Origin of the sequence: Mesorhizobium sophorae, assembly GCF_002270415.1 — a bacterium.
GTDB lineage: Bacteria > Pseudomonadota > Alphaproteobacteria > Rhizobiales > Rhizobiaceae > Mesorhizobium > Mesorhizobium sophorae.
On record NZ_NNRI01000002.1, the window covers coordinates 62,688 to 78,991 of the forward strand.

At 61.5% G+C, this 16,304-nt stretch carries 14 protein-coding genes; 7 read left to right on the top strand and 7 right to left on the bottom strand.

The annotated features are described in order from the left end of the window. Positions 1-2: 2 nt before the first annotated feature. Together CGZ66_RS02575 and CGZ66_RS02580 are read right to left on the bottom strand one after the other, a co-directional pair. Positions 3-1,382: a pyridoxal phosphate-dependent decarboxylase family protein gene (locus CGZ66_RS02575; RefSeq protein ID WP_095081255.1), complete on the bottom strand. Its 1,380-nt coding sequence runs from the start codon at positions 1,380-1,382 to the stop codon at positions 3-5. Between the two features lie 110 nt (positions 1,383-1,492). Then, positions 1,493-2,083, bottom strand: a complete 591-nt coding sequence (locus CGZ66_RS02580) for a hypothetical protein (protein WP_095081257.1) — start codon at positions 2,081-2,083, stop codon at positions 1,493-1,495. Between the two features lie 329 nt (positions 2,084-2,412). Here CGZ66_RS02580 and clpP point away from each other — a divergent pair, with 329 nt between their 5' ends. The 5 genes from clpP to CGZ66_RS02605 all read left to right on the top strand — a co-directional run bounded on the left by clpP (position 2,413) and on the right by CGZ66_RS02605 (position 9,438). Further along, positions 2,413-3,042: an ATP-dependent Clp endopeptidase proteolytic subunit ClpP gene (gene clpP / locus CGZ66_RS02585; protein WP_095081259.1), complete on the top strand. Its 630-nt coding sequence runs from the start codon at positions 2,413-2,415 to the stop codon at positions 3,040-3,042. Positions 3,043-3,337: 295 nt separating this feature from the next. Further along, positions 3,338-4,612, top strand: coding sequence for an ATP-dependent Clp protease ATP-binding subunit ClpX (gene clpX, locus CGZ66_RS02590; RefSeq protein WP_023759839.1), 1,275 nt, complete (start codon positions 3,338-3,340; stop codon positions 4,610-4,612). A 306-nt stretch (positions 4,613-4,918) separates the two neighbouring features. Further along, on the top strand, positions 4,919-7,330 hold the full coding sequence (gene lon, locus CGZ66_RS02595; protein ID WP_095081261.1) for an endopeptidase La: 2,412 nt from the start codon (positions 4,919-4,921) through the stop codon (positions 7,328-7,330). A 302-nt stretch (positions 7,331-7,632) separates the two neighbouring features. Continuing rightward, positions 7,633-7,905 (top strand): HU family DNA-binding protein, encoded by a 273-nt coding sequence (locus CGZ66_RS02600; protein WP_023798342.1) that lies wholly within the window; start codon positions 7,633-7,635, stop codon positions 7,903-7,905. A gap of 162 nt (positions 7,906-8,067) precedes the next feature. Beyond that, a complete protein-coding gene (locus CGZ66_RS02605) occupies positions 8,068-9,438 on the top strand; it encodes an IS1182 family transposase (RefSeq protein ID WP_095081263.1) in 1,371 nt (456 codons plus the stop codon). Positions 9,439-9,633: 195 nt separating this feature from the next. Here the strand turns inward: CGZ66_RS02605 and CGZ66_RS02610 are convergent, their stop codons facing one another. Next, the gene (locus CGZ66_RS02610; RefSeq protein WP_095081265.1) at positions 9,634-10,656 is read right to left on the bottom strand and encodes an aldo/keto reductase; all 1,023 of its coding nucleotides are present in this window, start codon (positions 10,654-10,656) and stop codon (positions 9,634-9,636) included. A gap of 176 nt (positions 10,657-10,832) precedes the next feature. Between CGZ66_RS02610 and CGZ66_RS02620 the strand changes: the two genes are divergently transcribed. Next, positions 10,833-11,399, top strand: a complete 567-nt coding sequence (locus CGZ66_RS02620; RefSeq protein ID WP_095081269.1) for an SIS domain-containing protein — start codon at positions 10,833-10,835, stop codon at positions 11,397-11,399. A 3-nt stretch (positions 11,400-11,402) separates the two neighbouring features. After that, a complete protein-coding gene (locus tag CGZ66_RS02625) occupies positions 11,403-12,146 on the top strand; it encodes a creatininase family protein (RefSeq protein ID WP_095081271.1) in 744 nt (247 codons plus the stop codon). Here CGZ66_RS02625 and CGZ66_RS02630 read toward each other — a convergent pair. The 4 genes from CGZ66_RS02630 to CGZ66_RS02645 form a co-directional block, all read right to left on the bottom strand. Next, a complete protein-coding gene (locus CGZ66_RS02630) occupies positions 12,143-12,457 on the bottom strand; it encodes a hypothetical protein (protein WP_095081273.1) in 315 nt (104 codons plus the stop codon). The genes CGZ66_RS02625 and CGZ66_RS02630 overlap by 4 nt on opposite strands. A 3-nt stretch (positions 12,458-12,460) precedes the next feature. Beyond that, entirely contained in the window at positions 12,461-13,378 is a 918-nt protein-coding gene (locus tag CGZ66_RS02635) for a carbohydrate ABC transporter permease (protein WP_095081274.1), read from the bottom strand. A gap of 5 nt (positions 13,379-13,383) precedes the next feature. Continuing rightward, complete coding sequence (locus CGZ66_RS02640; RefSeq protein ID WP_095081276.1) at positions 13,384-14,505, bottom strand: carbohydrate ABC transporter permease; 1,122 nt, start codon at positions 14,503-14,505, stop codon at positions 13,384-13,386. A gap of 90 nt (positions 14,506-14,595) precedes the next feature. Beyond that, positions 14,596-16,260, bottom strand: coding sequence for a type 2 periplasmic-binding domain-containing protein (locus CGZ66_RS02645; RefSeq protein ID WP_095081278.1), 1,665 nt, complete (start codon positions 16,258-16,260; stop codon positions 14,596-14,598). Positions 16,261-16,304 lie beyond the last annotated feature (44 nt).

The window sequence follows — 16,304 nt, forward strand, 5'->3', positions numbered from 1 at the left end:
GCTCAGCGATTGAGCTCGTCGGCGGCGGCCATGACTTCGGACACAATCGCCCGCACATCATCTGGGGTCGTTCTATGATTGACGAAACACGCCCGCAGCGCGAAGTGACCGTTGACCGTTGCGTTCGACAGATAAACCCGGCCGCGCGCGATCACGCGGCGCAGGATCGCTTCGTTGTCCTTCGAGCGGTGGCGGAAACAGACTGCGCTTAACGATACCGGCGCAAGCTGTTCCAGCTCCGGCTGCGACGCGATTGTCTGTGCGAGCATCTGGGCATGGTGGAGATCGCGCGTGATGGCTTCGCGATAGGCGCGGCGTCCGTGATACTGCAGCGACATCCAGAGCTTCAGCGCGCGGAAGCGTCGAGAGAGCCCGATCGACTCCTCGAAGAACGCAAATGCTTCCGTCGGGTCATCGCTCAGTATCCTGACGTAGTCGTCGCTGTGCGAAAAAGTCGTTCGCGCGATGTCTGGGCGGCGATAGAGCAGACAGCCGCAATCGAGTGGCTGATAGAGCCATTTGTGCGCATCGAGCGACAGTGAATCTGCTGAAGACAACCCCTGGAACTTTTCCGGCACCGCCAGAGCCGCCAGTCCCCCATAGGCACCGTCGACATGCACCCAGAGCGCTTCCCTCCGAGCGATCTCTGCAATTTCGGGGAGGGGATCGATCGCGCCGGAAACGATGGTGCCGACCGTAGCCACGATGGCGATCGGCACGTTTCCGGCCTCGCGGTCGGCAACAATAGCTGCCTGGAGGGCGTCCGGTCGCATTCTGAATTTGTCGTCGACAGCGATCAAGCGAAGGTTTTTTCTGCCGATGCCCAGCAGCGCGACGGCCTTGGGAATGGACATGTGCACTTGCTCGGAAGCATAGACCACGCAGGGCCGTGCACCTGTTTCGTTGGCGGGCGACTTCGCTTCCCGCGCCATCGCCAATGCCATGAGGTTGGCCGTCGAGCCTCCGCCGCACAGGCTGCCGGCAAATCCGATGCAGCCGACAGCGTCAGCCAACCATCCGACAACCGCGCGTTCGATCGATGTCGCCGCCGGCGCCGACCGCCACGAGGTCACATTCTGATTGAGCGCCGCAGCGAGCAACTCTCCCAGCGCGCCGACCGGCTCGCCCGAGCCGACGACGTAACCGAAGAATCTGCCTGTCGAAGGTCGCACATGCTCTGAGATCGACTTGAAGTCCTGCAAGACTTCCCTACCACGACCGTTCTCGAGCCAAGGTCGCGAGAAGAGTTCGGTCGTGTGTTTGCCGCTGGTCAAGGGGTACGTCCGACGTCCCTCGAGGGACGTCCAATAGGTTTTGGCGAGCCCCAGGGCTTCTTCCGCAAGATCTGATAGTTCTTGATTGGAAATTTCCAGGTCGCGCATGTTCTCAGTCCCGCCGAAACCCTGCTGCGGCGCAGGCTACCCTCCCGGTTGCAGTCCAACAACCTCTCATCATTGGAGGCTATCTGGTGCCGTGATCGGCGTGAACGCAACTAATCCTGGCAGTGCCTGGGAATATGCACGCGCCGCCAGCCCGATGACCCTTCGCTGACCAGCACGCGCCGCGCCACCGTCCGGTAAGAGGCGGGAACATTGATGATGCGCCTTTGCTCCGGCTGCACCAGCACCTCCTCGGCGATGCTGTTATACTGCGCCGGGGTGACGACACGCCGTGTGCGTTCGGGCTGGATCACCACGGTCTCGGCGACACGCCCGTAGCGCGCCTTGTGCCAGACCTTGCACAGCACCTTGCGGCCATGGATGACGCGCCATTCCCAGGAATAGCCGCCATCATCGATCTGGACCGTATGGTAGACGGTGCGGGTGAGGGCGGGCACGACCTCGTAGGTCACTTGCGCCGGAACCGTCATCACCACGCGTTCGCGGGTGCCATAGATGGCCGGAACATAGTCGACCTGCTGTCCGGCCGGGCTGACCAGCACGTCTTCGTAGACGGTGTCGTAGACATCAGGCGTGCGGAACGGTTCATAGCATTCGACGGCGCGGCCGCCGGCCGCCGTTTGCGAAATCGTGCCGAGCACGGTCAGCCCGGCAATGGCGAAGCATGCGGTTTTCCTGAACATGACACTCCCCCTGTTGAACGGTACGAAGACGGTTCAACGTTGGATTGTAGGGGAAGCAGCGTCGGGTAAAAGGGGGATTTGCCGTATTTCGTTAAGCAATGCGGTTAAGAAATTGCTACGGGTGGTGATGACATCGCCAAACGATGACGACACGGGTCGATGATCCCCGTGAATAACCTTGATTCGACTTACCCAGATGGCTAGGACGGGTCGGCCTTGCACAAGGATGAGCCGACATCCTATTTACGGAATGACGATCCAGAACCGATTCTGCCCGATCTGCGAGCCTTCCCGGCGCCGGAATCCCACCGCGAGATAAGAGATAACTAATGAAGAACCCCGTCGAAACCTACATGAACCTCGTTCCGATGGTGGTCGAACAGACCAATCGCGGCGAGCGGGCCTACGACATTTTCTCGCGCCTCCTCAAGGAGCGCATCATTTTCATCACCGGTCCGGTCGAGGACGGCATGGCGACGCTGGTCTGCGCGCAGCTTTTGTTCCTGGAAGCCGAGAATCCGAAGAAGGAAATCAACCTCTACATCAACTCGCCGGGCGGCGTCGTCACCTCGGGCATGGCGATCTACGACACCATGCAGTTCATCAAGCCGGCAGTGTCGACGCTCTGCATCGGCCAGGCGGCCTCGATGGGTTCGCTGCTTTTGACCGCCGGCCACAAGGACATGCGCTTTGCCACGCCGAACGCCCGCATCATGGTTCACCAGCCTTCCGGCGGCTTCCAGGGCCAGGCGTCCGACATCGAGCGCCATGCCCAGGACATCATCAAGCTGAAGCGTCGCCTCAACGAGGTCTACGTCAAGCACACCGGCAAGAGCTACGAAGAGATCGAAAAGACGCTCGACCGCGACCATTTCATGACCGCCGACGAAGCCAGGGATTTCGGCCTCATCGACAAGGTCATTTCGTCGCGCGAGCCGGTAGAAGGCGCTGTGGCATAAGGGCTAGTTGGCAGTTGGATGGCGGCATCACGCGCTTTTGGCGTGTCTTGCGGCATTTCAGCCACAATTGCCTGTTCCCTCGGGGGCCAGGATTGCCTACGTTAAGGCTATGTTGAGTTTCGGCGGCTTAGCTTTATGCGGGGCTGTCGCGAATCATTGCCACGTTTTCTGATTTGTGTTTCGTACGGAATGCGTTGCAGGAGCCGGACACTGGCGGCGGCGGATTCCCGCGATAGATGAGAGTATGCGCCCTTTCAGCCAGACCATCGGCGGGCGGCCATGAAAGGACATGAAAATGAGCAAGGTCGGCAACAACAGCGGCGATTCCAAGAATACGCTCTACTGCTCGTTTTGCGGCAAAAGCCAGCACGAAGTGCGCAAGCTGATCGCCGGTCCGACGGTCTTCATCTGCGACGAGTGTGTCGAGCTTTGCATGGACATCATCCGCGAGGAGAACAAGACCTCGATGGTGAAGTCGCGCGAGGGCGTGCCGACACCGCAGGAGATCCTCAAGGTTCTCGACGACTATGTCATCGGCCAGCCCTACGCCAAGCGCGTGCTGTCGGTGGCCGTCCACAACCACTACAAGCGCCTCGCGCATGCCGGCAAGAACAACGATGTCGAACTGGCCAAATCGAACATCCTGCTGATCGGCCCGACCGGCTGCGGCAAGACGCTGCTGGCCCAGACGCTGGCCCGCATCATCGACGTGCCCTTCACCATGGCTGACGCGACGACATTGACCGAAGCCGGCTATGTCGGCGAGGATGTCGAAAACATCATCCTCAAGCTGTTGCAGTCGGCCGACTACAATGTCGAGCGGGCTCAGCGCGGCATCGTCTACATCGATGAGATCGACAAGATTTCGCGCAAGTCCGACAATCCCTCGATCACCCGCGACGTGTCGGGCGAGGGCGTGCAGCAGGCGCTGCTGAAGATCATGGAAGGCACCGTCGCCTCCGTGCCGCCGCAGGGCGGCAGGAAGCACCCACAGCAGGAATTCCTGCAGGTCGACACCGCCAACATCCTGTTCATCTGCGGCGGCGCCTTCGCCGGGCTGGACAAGATTATCTCGGATCGCGGCAGAAAGACCTCTATCGGCTTCGGCGCCATCGTCGCTTCGCCCGAGGATCGCCGCACTGGCGATGTCTTCCGCCTGGTAGAGCCCGAGGATCTCTTGAAATTCGGTCTTATCCCCGAATTTGTCGGCCGTCTGCCGGTCCTGGCAACACTGGAGGACCTCGACGAGCCGGCGCTGATCCAGATCCTGACCGAGCCGAAGAACGCGCTGGTCAAGCAGTATCAGCGGCTGTTCGAGATGGAGAATGTCGACCTGACCTTCCACGAGAACGCCCTGTCGGCGATCGCCAAGCGCGCCATCGAGCGCAAGACCGGCGCGCGCGGCCTGCGCTCGATCATGGAAGCGATCCTGCTCGACACGATGTTCGAACTGCCCGCGCTCGAAGGCGTGCGCGAAGTGGTTATTTCGGAAGAGGTGGTTACCGGCAGTGCCCGGCCGCTCTATATCTACTCCGAGCAGAAGGAAAAGAAGGGCAATGTCAGCGCCTGACATGAGCCCACAGCGGAATTTTGAAACGGCGCCGCAAGGCGCCGTTTTGCTGTCACGCAGGGTTTTGCGGCTGCGCCCGGTCTCGCCGTCGCAAATCTGTCACTTGCGGGTAAGTTGGAGGAGCGGATTTGTACGGGCCCCTTGATCTTTGTGGATCGTGCATCCAACTAACTGGAGAAGGCCGAGGTGCCCGATTTCTGTGCTGTAAAACTCCCGTCATAAACGGTGGTAGGCGGAACGATCCCCGGTCGTTAATATGAGATTCGCGGTTGGCTGATTGGCGGCCGCGACATGAAAGGTTGGACAATGGCCAAAATATCCAAGGCTCCCAGCGACGGCGTCTTCGCAGTCCTCCCACTGCGCGACATCGTGGTGTTCCCGCACATGATCGTTCCGCTCTTCGTCGGGCGTGAAAAGTCGATCAAGGCGCTGGAAGAGGTGATGGGTCAGGAGAAGCAGATCCTGCTCGCCACCCAGATGAATGCCGCCGACGACGATCCCGAGCCCGATGCCATCTTCGACATCGGCACGCTCGCCAATGTGCTGCAATTGCTGAAGCTGCCCGACGGCACCGTCAAGGTTCTGGTCGAAGGCGCCTCGCGCGCGAAAATCGTCTCGTTCACCGACCGCCCCGACTTCCACGAGGCCCGCGCCACGGCGCTGGTCGAGCCGGAAGAGGAAGAGGTCGAGGTTGAGGCGCTGGCTCGCTCGGTGGTCACCGACTTCGAGAACTACGTCAAGCTGAACAAGAAGATCTCGCCAGAAGTGGTGGGTGCCGCCAGCCAGATCGACGACTATTCCAAGCTCGCCGACACGGTCGCGTCGCATCTCGCCATCAAGATTCCTGAGAAGCAGGAAATGCTGGCCACGCTCTCGGTCAAGGAGCGGCTGGAAAAGGCGATGGGCTTCATGGAAGCCGAAATCTCCGTCCTGCAGGTGGAGAAGCGCATCCGTTCGCGCGTCAAGCGCCAGATGGAGAAGACACAGCGCGAATACTACCTCAACGAGCAGATGAAGGCGATCCAGAAGGAGCTCGGCGAAGGCGAGGACGGCCGCGACGAGGCTGCCGAGATCGAGGCGCGCATCAAGAAGACCAAGCTCTCCAAGGAGGCCCGCGAAAAGGCGGAAGCCGAGTTGAAGAAGCTCCGGACGATGTCGCCGATGTCGGCGGAATCGACCGTCGTGCGCAACTATCTCGACTGGATCCTGTCGATCCCGTGGGGCAAGAACTCCAAGGTCAAGCAGGACCTGGCTTTCGCGCAGAACGTGCTCGACACCGATCATTTCGGTCTCGACAAGGTGAAGGACCGCATCGTCGAGTACCTTGCCGTGCAAAGCCGCCAGAAGAAGCTGAAGGGGCCGATTCTGTGCCTCGTCGGCCCTCCCGGCGTCGGCAAGACCTCGCTCGGCAAGTCGATCGCCAAGGCGACCGGTCGCGAATTCATCCGCATGGCGCTCGGCGGCGTGCGTGACGAAGCCGAGATCCGTGGCCATCGGCGCACCTATATCGGCTCGATGCCCGGCAAGGTCATCCAGTCGATGAAGAAGGCGAAGAAGTCCAACCCGCTCTTCCTGCTCGACGAGATCGACAAGATGGGCCAGGACTTCCGTGGCGACCCGTCGTCGGCGCTGCTCGAGGTGCTCGATCCGGAACAGAACTCGACGTTCATGGACCATTACCTCGAGGTCGAGTACGACCTGTCGAGCGTGATGTTCGTGACGACGGCGAACACGCTGAACATCCCTGCGCCCTTGATGGACCGCATGGAGATCATCCGTATCGCCGGCTACACCGAGGACGAGAAGATCGAGATCGCCAAGCGGCACCTGATGCCGAAGGTGGTGCGCGACCATGCCCTGCAGCCGAAGGAGTTCTCCGTCGGCGAGGACGCGATCCGCGCCATCATCCAGACCTACACTCGTGAAGCGGGCGTCAGAAGTCTGGAGCGCGAGCTGATGAAGCTCGGGCGCAAGGCGGTGACCGAGATCCTGAAGACGAAGAAGAAGACGGTCAACATCACGGCGGCGAACCTCGCCGACTACCTCGGTGTTCCGCGCTTCCGCTTCGGTCAGGTCGAGGCTGACGATCAGGTCGGTGTCGTTACCGGGCTTGCCTGGACGGAAGTCGGCGGCGAGCTGCTGACGGTCGAAGGTGTCATGATGCCCGGCAAGGGCCGCATGACGGTGACCGGCAACCTGCGCGACGTGATGAAGGAATCGATTTCGGCGGCGGCCTCATATGTCCGCTCGCGCGCCATCGATTTCGGCATCGAGCCGCCGCTGTTCGACAAGCGCGACATCCACGTGCACGTGCCGGAAGGTGCGACGCCCAAGGATGGACCGTCGGCCGGCGTGGCGATGGCGACCGCGATCATCTCGGTGCTGACGGGCATTCCGATCAAGGCCGATGTGGCGATGACCGGCGAGATCACGCTGCGCGGCAGGGTACTGCCGATCGGTGGGCTCAAGGAGAAGCTGCTTGCCGCGTTGCGCGGCGGCATCAAGAAGGTGCTGATCCCGGAAGACAATGCCAAGGACCTGGCGGAGATTCCGGACAACGTGAAGAACGGCATGGAAATCATTCCGGTCTCGCGGGTCGGTGAGGTGTTGCGCCACGCGCTGGTGCGTATGCCGGAGCCGATCGAGTGGGTCGAACCAGTCAATCCGCCGGCGACGGCCGACACCGCGGACGATGCCGGCAAGACGCTTGCACATTAGAGCGGCGCAACGCGTCCACCTGGACGCGCTAGGGACGCTCTAACACTCGAGACTTGCGCATAGTCCCTTCCGAAAACCGGCTACGGTTTTCGGGGTCATGCGTAAGTTTTCGCTAAGGTTGCAGTGCACAAACGGAGAGCCGGGCTTCGCGCCCGGCTTTTTCATGTGAAAAACCCCGGAATTCCGGGCTTTTTCCGCTTTTTCTTGGGCATTTCGACTTGGTTGCGGGAACGCTTCTTTCTAAAGTCCGTTTCCTGCCGGATGAGTCGTAAGTTCCGGTGTTCTCATGGAAGGGAATTTTTATGAACAAGAACGAACTGGTGTCCGCTGTCGCCGACGCCGCGAGCATTTCGAAGGGTGACGCACAGTCGGCGGTCGACGCGGTGTTTTCCGTGATCACCGGCGAACTGAAGAAGGGCGGCGATGTCCGGCTTGTCGGCTTTGGCAATTTCACCGTGTCAAAGCGTGCGGCTTCGACGGGCCGCAACCCGCAGACAGGCGCCGAAGTCCAGATCCCGGCGCGTACCGTGCCGAAGTTCTCGGCCGGCAAAGGCCTCAAGGACGCGGTCAACTAAGCGACTTTTTCTTTCAGAGACCAGAAAAGCCGGGCCTGCCCGGCTTTTCTTTTTTGTGCCCGACGCCGGTACACGCGACCAGAAAAGCCGGGCTTGGCCCGGCTTTTCTCAGACTGCTGACAAACCCCTGGCTTTTGCTGGGGGTTTTTGATTCACTGGGTCATGTTGAAGCGACCCGCCCCCGAACAGACCGCGCTTGAGATGGTAACGTTGGATCAGCTTGTTCCGGCTGATCATCTGTTGCGCAAGATCGAGCGCGCGATCGACTTTTCGTTCATCCACGATCTGACCGCGCCGCTGTACTGCGCCGACAATGGCCGGCCGCCGCTCGACCCGACCTTGATGTTCAAGGCGCTGTTCATCGGCTACCTGTTTGGGGTTCGCTCGGAACGCCAGTTGGTGCGCGAGATCGAGGTCAACGTCGCCTATCGCTGGTTCCTGCGGCTGAAGCTGACGGACAAGGTGTTCGACGCCTCGACGCTGTCGCAGAACCGACGCCGGCGCTATCAGGATGAGACCATCGCGCAGGGTATCTTCGACAGGATCGTCGAGCAGGCGATCCGGCATGGGCTTGTCGACGGCACAGTGCTCTACACCGACAGTACGCATCTGAAGGCCAGCGCCAACAAGAACCGCTTCGACCTTGCGGTGGTGGCCAAGTCGCGCGCCGACTACTGGGAAGCGCTGGACGCCGCGATCGAGGAGGACCGGGTCCAACATGGCAAGAAGCCGTTGAAGGAGAAGGAACGCCAGCCCGCCGAGAAGCAGACCAAGGTGTCGCGTACCGACCCCGACAGCGGCTACATGGTGCGCGACGGCAAGCCGAAGGGCTTCTTCTATCTCGACCACCGCACGGTGGACGCCGCCCATGCCATCATCACCGACACCCATGCCACGCCGGCCAACGTGCATGACTCGATCGTCTATCTCTCACGCCTCGACCGACAGCGCCAACGCTTCGGCTTCCAAGTGGGGGCGGTTGGGCTCGATGCGGGATACGCAACCGCTGGCATCGCCAAGGGATTGGAGGACCGCGACATCCTCGGCGTCACCGGCTATCGCAATCCAACACCACCCAAGCCCGGCATGATGAGGAAAACCGCCTTCGCTTATGAGCCGGATCTGGATGGCTATCGCTGCCCACAGGGCCAGCTTCTCAGCTACGCCACCACCGATCGCAACGGCTACCGCCAATACAAGAGCGACCCGGCCATTTGCCAAACCTGCCCGCTGCTGGCCTCCTGCACGACCAACGCCGCCGCGACACGCACCATCACCCGCCATGTCTGGCAAGATGCGCGAGAGCGCATCGACGCCAATCGCCTCACCGGCTGGGGCAAGCTTATCTACCGCCGCCGCAAGGAGACCGTCGAGCGCTCCTTCGCGGACGCCAAGCAACTGCATGGCCACCGCTACGCCCGCTTCCGAAGTCACGTTCGCGTCGCCTGCCAGTGCCTGATTGCAGCCGCCGCCCAGAACATCAAGAAAATCGCCCTTTGCCTGTGGCCAAAGCCAAAACCAGGCATCGCCTGAGGCCAGCGAACCACGGGTCCCCGTCCTGCAACCTCCTGTCAAATTGTCCTGACAACGAAATCGCTAACCCGTTCAGTCGCATAAAACAAAACCCCGCCTAAAATAGACGGGGTTTGTCAGCAGTCTGAGCCGGGCTTGGCCCGGCTTTTCTTTTTTTGTGCCCGAGGCACAGCGGTTGCCTGCGTCGGAAGCAAACTATGCGGTCGGCGCGTCGGCGCGCATCAGGCCTTCCTGCTTGAGATCGGCCCAGAGCGCCGCCGGCAGTTTCGCATCGAGCAACGAACGGTTGCTCTCGACTTCGCTCGGCCGCTGGCCACCGGGGATCACCGAAACCACCGAAGGGTGCTGCAGCGGGAATTGCAGGGCAGCCTCGATCAGCCGCACGCCATGGCGCTTGCAGACGGCGTCGATGCGCGCGACGCGGTCCATGATATCCTGTGGCGCCTCCGAGTGGTTGTAATACGCACCGGGTTTCGGCCCGGTCGCCAGTATGCCGGAGTTGTAGGGTCCGCCGAGGACGATGCCGATGCCGCGTGCCTGGCAGAGCGGCAGGAAGGACGCCAGCGCCTCCTGTTCGAGCAGCGTATAGCGCCCGGCGAGCAGGAACAGGTCGAAATCGCCACGCTCGGCCAGCGTCTGGGCAACTTGCCACTCATTGATGCCGCCACCGAACGCCTTGATCACGCCCTGGTCGCGCAGCGAGAGCAGCCCGTAATAGCCCGAACGCATGAACTCCTCGATGCGCCGGTCGGACGCTTCCTTGCTGCCATGGGTGAAGATGTCGACATCATGCACAAAGAGGATGTCGATACGGTCGACGCCGAGGCGCTCGAGCGAGGCTTCGAACGAACGCATGACACCGTCATAGCTGTAGTCGTAAACCTCGCGGCGCGACGGCGTGTCGAAGAACTTGCCGATGCCGGTGCGCTGTTCCGGCGGGCAGGCGCGCATGATGCGGCCGACCTTGCTCGACAGCACATAGTCATCGCGCTTCTTCGAGCGCAGGAACGGATTGAGCCGCGTTTCCGACAGGCCGAGCCCGTAGAGCGGCGCGGTGTCGTAGTAGCGGCAGCCGGTCGCCCAGGCGGCCTCCAGAGTTGCGTTGGCGTCCTCGTCCGACACGGCACGGTAGAGATTGCCGAGCGGCGCGGTGCCGAAGCCGAGCTCGGTAAAAGGGATGCCGCCATTGCCGATGCGGTCGAAGTGCCGTGTCTTCATATGCTGCTGTCTGCCTCACTTGATTTGTCTGACATGACACTATCATGCCTGTGGCTCGGCAAAAGCGTTGCGGATCGTTGGACACGCATTTTCGCGGTTGCTAGCATGAGCGAAATCAAGCTGTTCGTCGCAGCAAGAGCGACAATCCCCGGGATGATTTCGATGCCAGGTTCGCCGTGACCGACAACAGCGAAAATCCGTTCAGGACCGCGCTTGGCGAACTCGGCAGCGTGCTGGCACGCGTCGACGGCAGCCGCATCGACGCCGCCTGCAAGATGCTCGCAGGAGCCGGACAAATCGTCGTCTATGGTTGCGGGCGCGAGGCCTTGCAGGTCAAGGGCTTTGCCATGCGGCTCTATCATCTCGGCCTGCCGGTCTCGGTTGTCGGCGACATGAACACGCCGCCGCTGGGACCCGGCGATGTCTTCCTGGCCAGTTCTGGGCCGGGAGAAACCTCGACCGTGCTCACCTTGATGCAGGTCGCGCACGGTGCCGGCGCAACGAACCTCCTGCTGACAGCCCAGGTCGAAAGCAGTGCGGCAAAGCGCGCCGATTTCACGCTGCTCATTCCTGCGCAGACCATGGCCAACGACCAGGGGACCAAGAAAACGTCGGTGCTGCCGATGGGTTCGGTGTTCGAAGGGGCGCTGTTCCTGCTGTTCGAGGTGATGGTGCTGAAGCTCAGGGATTTGATCGGCGCTTCGTCGGAAGCGATGCGCGCCCGCCACACCAACATGGAATAGATCATGCGCTACGAACTGATGCTGCCGCACCAGATCCGCAAGGCGATAGTCGAGAACTGGCCGGTCGCGTTGCCGCTCGGCGTGCTCGAATACCATGGCGAGCACATGGCCGTCGGCATGGACACGCTGGCCGTCATCAAGACGCTGGAGCTGTTCGAGAAGGAGCGTGACATCGTCATCCTGCCGCCCTTCTACTATGGCGCGGCAAGCTACGCCGTGGCGGCGCCGGAAGGCAGTGGCTCGGTGCAGGTCGGCGGCAACGCGCTGGCGCCGTTCGGCGAAGAGCTGTTCTACAGCTTGCTGCGCATCGGCTTTCGCAACATCCACGCCATCATCCACCACCAGACCGAGAATTTCGCCGCCGGCATGCCGACCGATCTCGCCTTCAAGACCGCCGGCCGGCAGGCGATCTTCCGCTTCCTCGAAAAGGAGCGCGGCGAGGGCTGGTGGGGCTCGGAGGCGATGGCCGGCTATTATGCCCAGCACGCCGAGGGCGGCAATTTCTTCAACTGGGTGCAGGTGCATCCGCTGATGTCGGCGGCAATGAACGGCAAGTACCCGTTCGACCATGCCGGCATCGGCGAGACGTCGCTGATGCTTGCGCTATGCCCGGAAGCTGTCGATGCCAGTCACTTCGAAGACAACAAGAGCTGGTACACCGCGACCGCCAAGGACGCTTCGGCCGAGCTCGGGCAAAAGGGCGTCGCCATGATCATGGATCATTTGCGCGCTATCCTGAGGAGCTAACCGCCGATTTTCTGCCGCTCCGCCCTATAGTCGGAGATCGACTTGTCCGGATCGCTTTTGGTCGCCACGGCCCAGATGAAGGTGCCGCCGCCGGCAATGGCAAGGATGGCAAACAGCGCGATGCCGAGCGGAAATGTCTTGGTGTAGAGCACAATCAGCAGCATCGACAGGCCGCCTCCGACCATCGCCACCACAAAGCCGGCGATGACGGCGCGTCCCTGCCAGGCGATCGGCATGACGCCCTTTCCGTAGCGGTCGTAGCCCTTGTGGCCAACGCGGATGTTGCGCGCGAACCAGTATTTGGCGGCCATCGCCTATTTCACCGCTCCCGCGGTCATGCCCATGATCAGATAGCGTTCGAGCGCTATGCCGATGACGGCCAATGGCGCAATCGCCGCAGTGGCAAGCGCGGCCATGGACCACCAGTTGATGCCTTGCGAGCCGGTCTGGCTCGCCACCATGACCGGAATTGTCTTGGCGTCGGTCGAGGTCAGCAGCGCAGCGAAGAAATACTCGTTCCAGCACAGCACCATCGCCAGGATGAAGGCGGCGACCATGCCCGGCAGCGCGATCGGCATGACGATCCGGAAGAAAGCCCCCCAGATTGACAGCCCGTCCACGAGCGCTGCTTCCTCGAGCTCAACCGGTATGGAATTGAACTGGTCGCGCATGATCCAGATGACGATCGGCAGCACCATCAGCGTGTAGAGCAGGATCAGTCCGACGCGCGTGTCGAGCAGGCCGACCTCCCGGTAGAGCACCAGGAAGGGCAAGGCCAGCACCACCGGCGGCAGGATCAGCTGCGACAGGAAGAAGAACGAGATGTCTTCGTTCTTGAACCAGGCGAAATGGTAGCGATAGCGGGTAAGCCCGTAGGCGGCGAGGCTGCCGATGATGATGGCGAGGCTCGATGCGCCGACCGAGGTGATCACCGAATTCATGAAGCGTTTGAGGAACTCCTCGCGCACCGTCGAGGTCTGGAAGATCGAATCCGGCGACAGGCCGAGCGAGCGCCAGCCCTTCCAGTCCGGCTGGAAGTCGACGAAGGGGATGAGGTGGCCCTGGGTGACGTCGACTGCTGTCTTGAACGAGGTGGTTATCGTCCAGTAGATCGGGAACAGGCAGATGAACGCCCAAAAGACGAGCGCCCCATAGATGAAAACGCGGCTGGCGACGAAGCTCGCCGGCGAGCGGATCTCTGAGGCAACGTATTCGGTGGTCTGGACGCTCATCTGGCTCAATTCACATTGCGGACGAAACGACTGGCAAACTTCAGCAGCCACGTGACGAATACGACGATGATGATCAGGTACACCATCGCCAGCATGGTTCCGTAGCCGACATTCGAGCGGTCGCGATATTCGCGGTAGATGAAGCTCGATACCGAATCGGTGGCGCCGCCTGGGCCGCCCGACGTCACCGTGATGATGATGTCGGCGAGCTTCAACTTGAAGATGATGCGCAGGATCACTGCCGTCACCGACACCGGCAGCATCAGCGGGAAGGTGACCTGCCAGAAGGTCTGCCACGCATTCGCGCCGTCGACCCGAGCGGCTTCCAGAACCTCGCGCGACATGGCCTGCAGGCCGGCAAGCAGCATGATCATCATGAACGGGATGAAGGTCCAGGCATCCAGCACCATGATCGAGATACGCGCCGTGATCGGATCGGAGAAGAAGGCGGGATTTTCCCAGCCGAGATGGCGTGCCAGCGTCGCGGCCGGTCCGAACCGGTACTCCATCAGCGATTTGCCAATCATCCACGACACCGCGACCGGCGACAGCATCAGCGGCATCAGGAAGACGACGCGGAAGAATTTGCGGGCGCGGATCTGCGCGTTGAGCAACAGTGCCAGGCCAAAGGCAATCACATATTCGACAGACACCGCCAGCACATAGAGGACCATGTTGAGCAGCGCGTTGCGGTAGTAGGGATCGCCCAGCATCTGCCAGAAATTGGCGAGCCCGTTGAACTTGCGGCCGCTGAAGGAACTGAGGTTCCAGTCGGTGAGCGCGATGTAGAAACCGAACAGCGTCGGGAAGATCACCATGGCAATGGTGAACAGCAGCGCCGGCAGCAGGAACAGGGCACGCTGTCCGTCCTCGCCGCGTGTCAGCACCCGGCCGATGCCGAGCGCCACGCCCCACAGCACATAGGCGTAGACGACCGGACGCCAGGTGTCGAAGCCGACAGTGTCGGCGTCGGTCTTGTACAGGATCTCCAGCGCGATCACCGCCAGCAGCCCGAGAGTTGCAGCAGCCATCAAAGCCCAGCCCAGGCGTTTGCGGCTCGGTGAAATCAGATCGTAAGGGGCGGCGTCCGCCGGCCACGCATTGGTGGGCAAAGTCTGGTTAGCCACGCGTCCCGTCCGTTCACAGAAGGCCCTTTGCCGGCCGGTCAGGGTCCGGCGGCTTTGCGCCGCCGGACCCTGGTTCACTATAGTATCAGCCTACATGCCGAGCGAGGCCTTGTAGAGCTTGATCTGCTTTTCGCGGCCGATCTGGTCGGTCAGCTTCTCCCAGGCCGCAGCAATGGCATCGGCGCCTTCCTGTGCCTTCATCTTGCCGGCGAAGGTGTTGGCCAGAATGTCCTCGGCAGCGCTGTAATACTGGAAGATGCCGGGGATGCGTGGCTCGATGGCCGCGTTCGGATGGTTGTAGCTGTCGGCTTCCGACTTGAGATAAGAGGTGATGAACGCCTCGTCGTAACCCGCCGCTACCCATTCCGGAATGTTGAAATGGCTATTGCGGTAAGGCTGGAAGCCCGACGGATACGCCGCGCACCAGAGTGACAGGTCCTTGCCGCCGAGATGGGCTGCGGCGGACCAGGCCGCCCTTTTCTTCTTTTCGTCACTGTCGACGCGGGCCATGACATAAACGCCCCAGCCAAGATAGGCGCAGTTCGGCGAAAAGTTCGGGCCGCTGGCAAGTTTGTCCCACTTACCGGTCTTTGAATTGTAGACGTCGTCCGAGCCGGGCAGGATCGAGAAGCCGACCGTCTCGCCGATGACCGAGGAATCGTTGGTCTTGGCGTTGGAGCCGATGTCGCCCCACCACGGGATCATCGAGCCGGTGCCAGCGAGGAATTGGCTGAAACCAGTCGTGTTGGGATCGGCGTTGATCTGGTCCGCCGGTTCGAAAGGCAGCGCGTCGATCACGTCCTGGATAGCGCGCACCCAGGCTGGATTGTTAATGCGTGGCTTCATTGTGTCGGCGTCGAACAGCCAGGCCTTGTCATCGGGATGCTTGGCATAGGCGGTGGCGCGGCTGCCCAGGAAATAGAAGCCGAAGCCACCCCACGGCTTGGGCGCGTCGAGATAGCCATAGACGTCCTGACCCTTGAATTTCTGGCCCTTGAGGAACTTGGTCACCGCCTGCACCTGCTGCCAGGTGGTCGGCACGCCCCACGGTGTTGAATTGCCCGCAGCTTTCCAGGCATCGGCGAGATCCTTGTCGGAGAAGACGTCGGTGCGGTAGTTGAAGTTGTGCGCGTCGCCGTCGACGGTCACGCGGTACTGCTTGCCATCCCAGGTGCCGACAGGTGGCTTCAGATAGTTGACGAGATCGTCCATATCGATCTGCTTCTTGACCCAGTCCGGCATCTCGGAGGCCAAACCCTTGCCGCAGACGTCGCCTTCGAACGGCGCGCCCATCTCGATGACGTCAAAGTCGACGGTACCGGTGGCGATCGATTGCTGCAGACGGGCGCCATAGTCGGCCTGTGCCAGGTCGATCCAGGTGAACTTGGCTCCTGTATAGTCTTCCCACGCCTTCAGGAAACCGCGGTACAGCACATTGTGCAGGTTCTGGTTGTTGAGACCCATGAAGGTGAGCTGGACACCGGCAAACTCGCCTTGCTTGACGCTGGCCTTGGTAGCGCCAAGGCACATCTCGCCGACCTTCTGGAAATCGGCGTCGGTTGGCTGACCCTTGCCGACGCCCGGGACCTGCAGGATTTGCGCGCGCAGATCATCGGCGGCGGATGCTGGACGCGTCAATGCGCCGAGGCCGGCGCCGGATGCCGCCGAGAGGGCGGCCATACCGGCCGCGCCCTTCAAGATATCACGCCTTGTGGCGCCGGCACGGACCAGTTTTTCGTAAAGACCTGTTCTCATCGACTATTCCTCCCAGAAATCAGTGTGAATGGGTGTGGCCATTC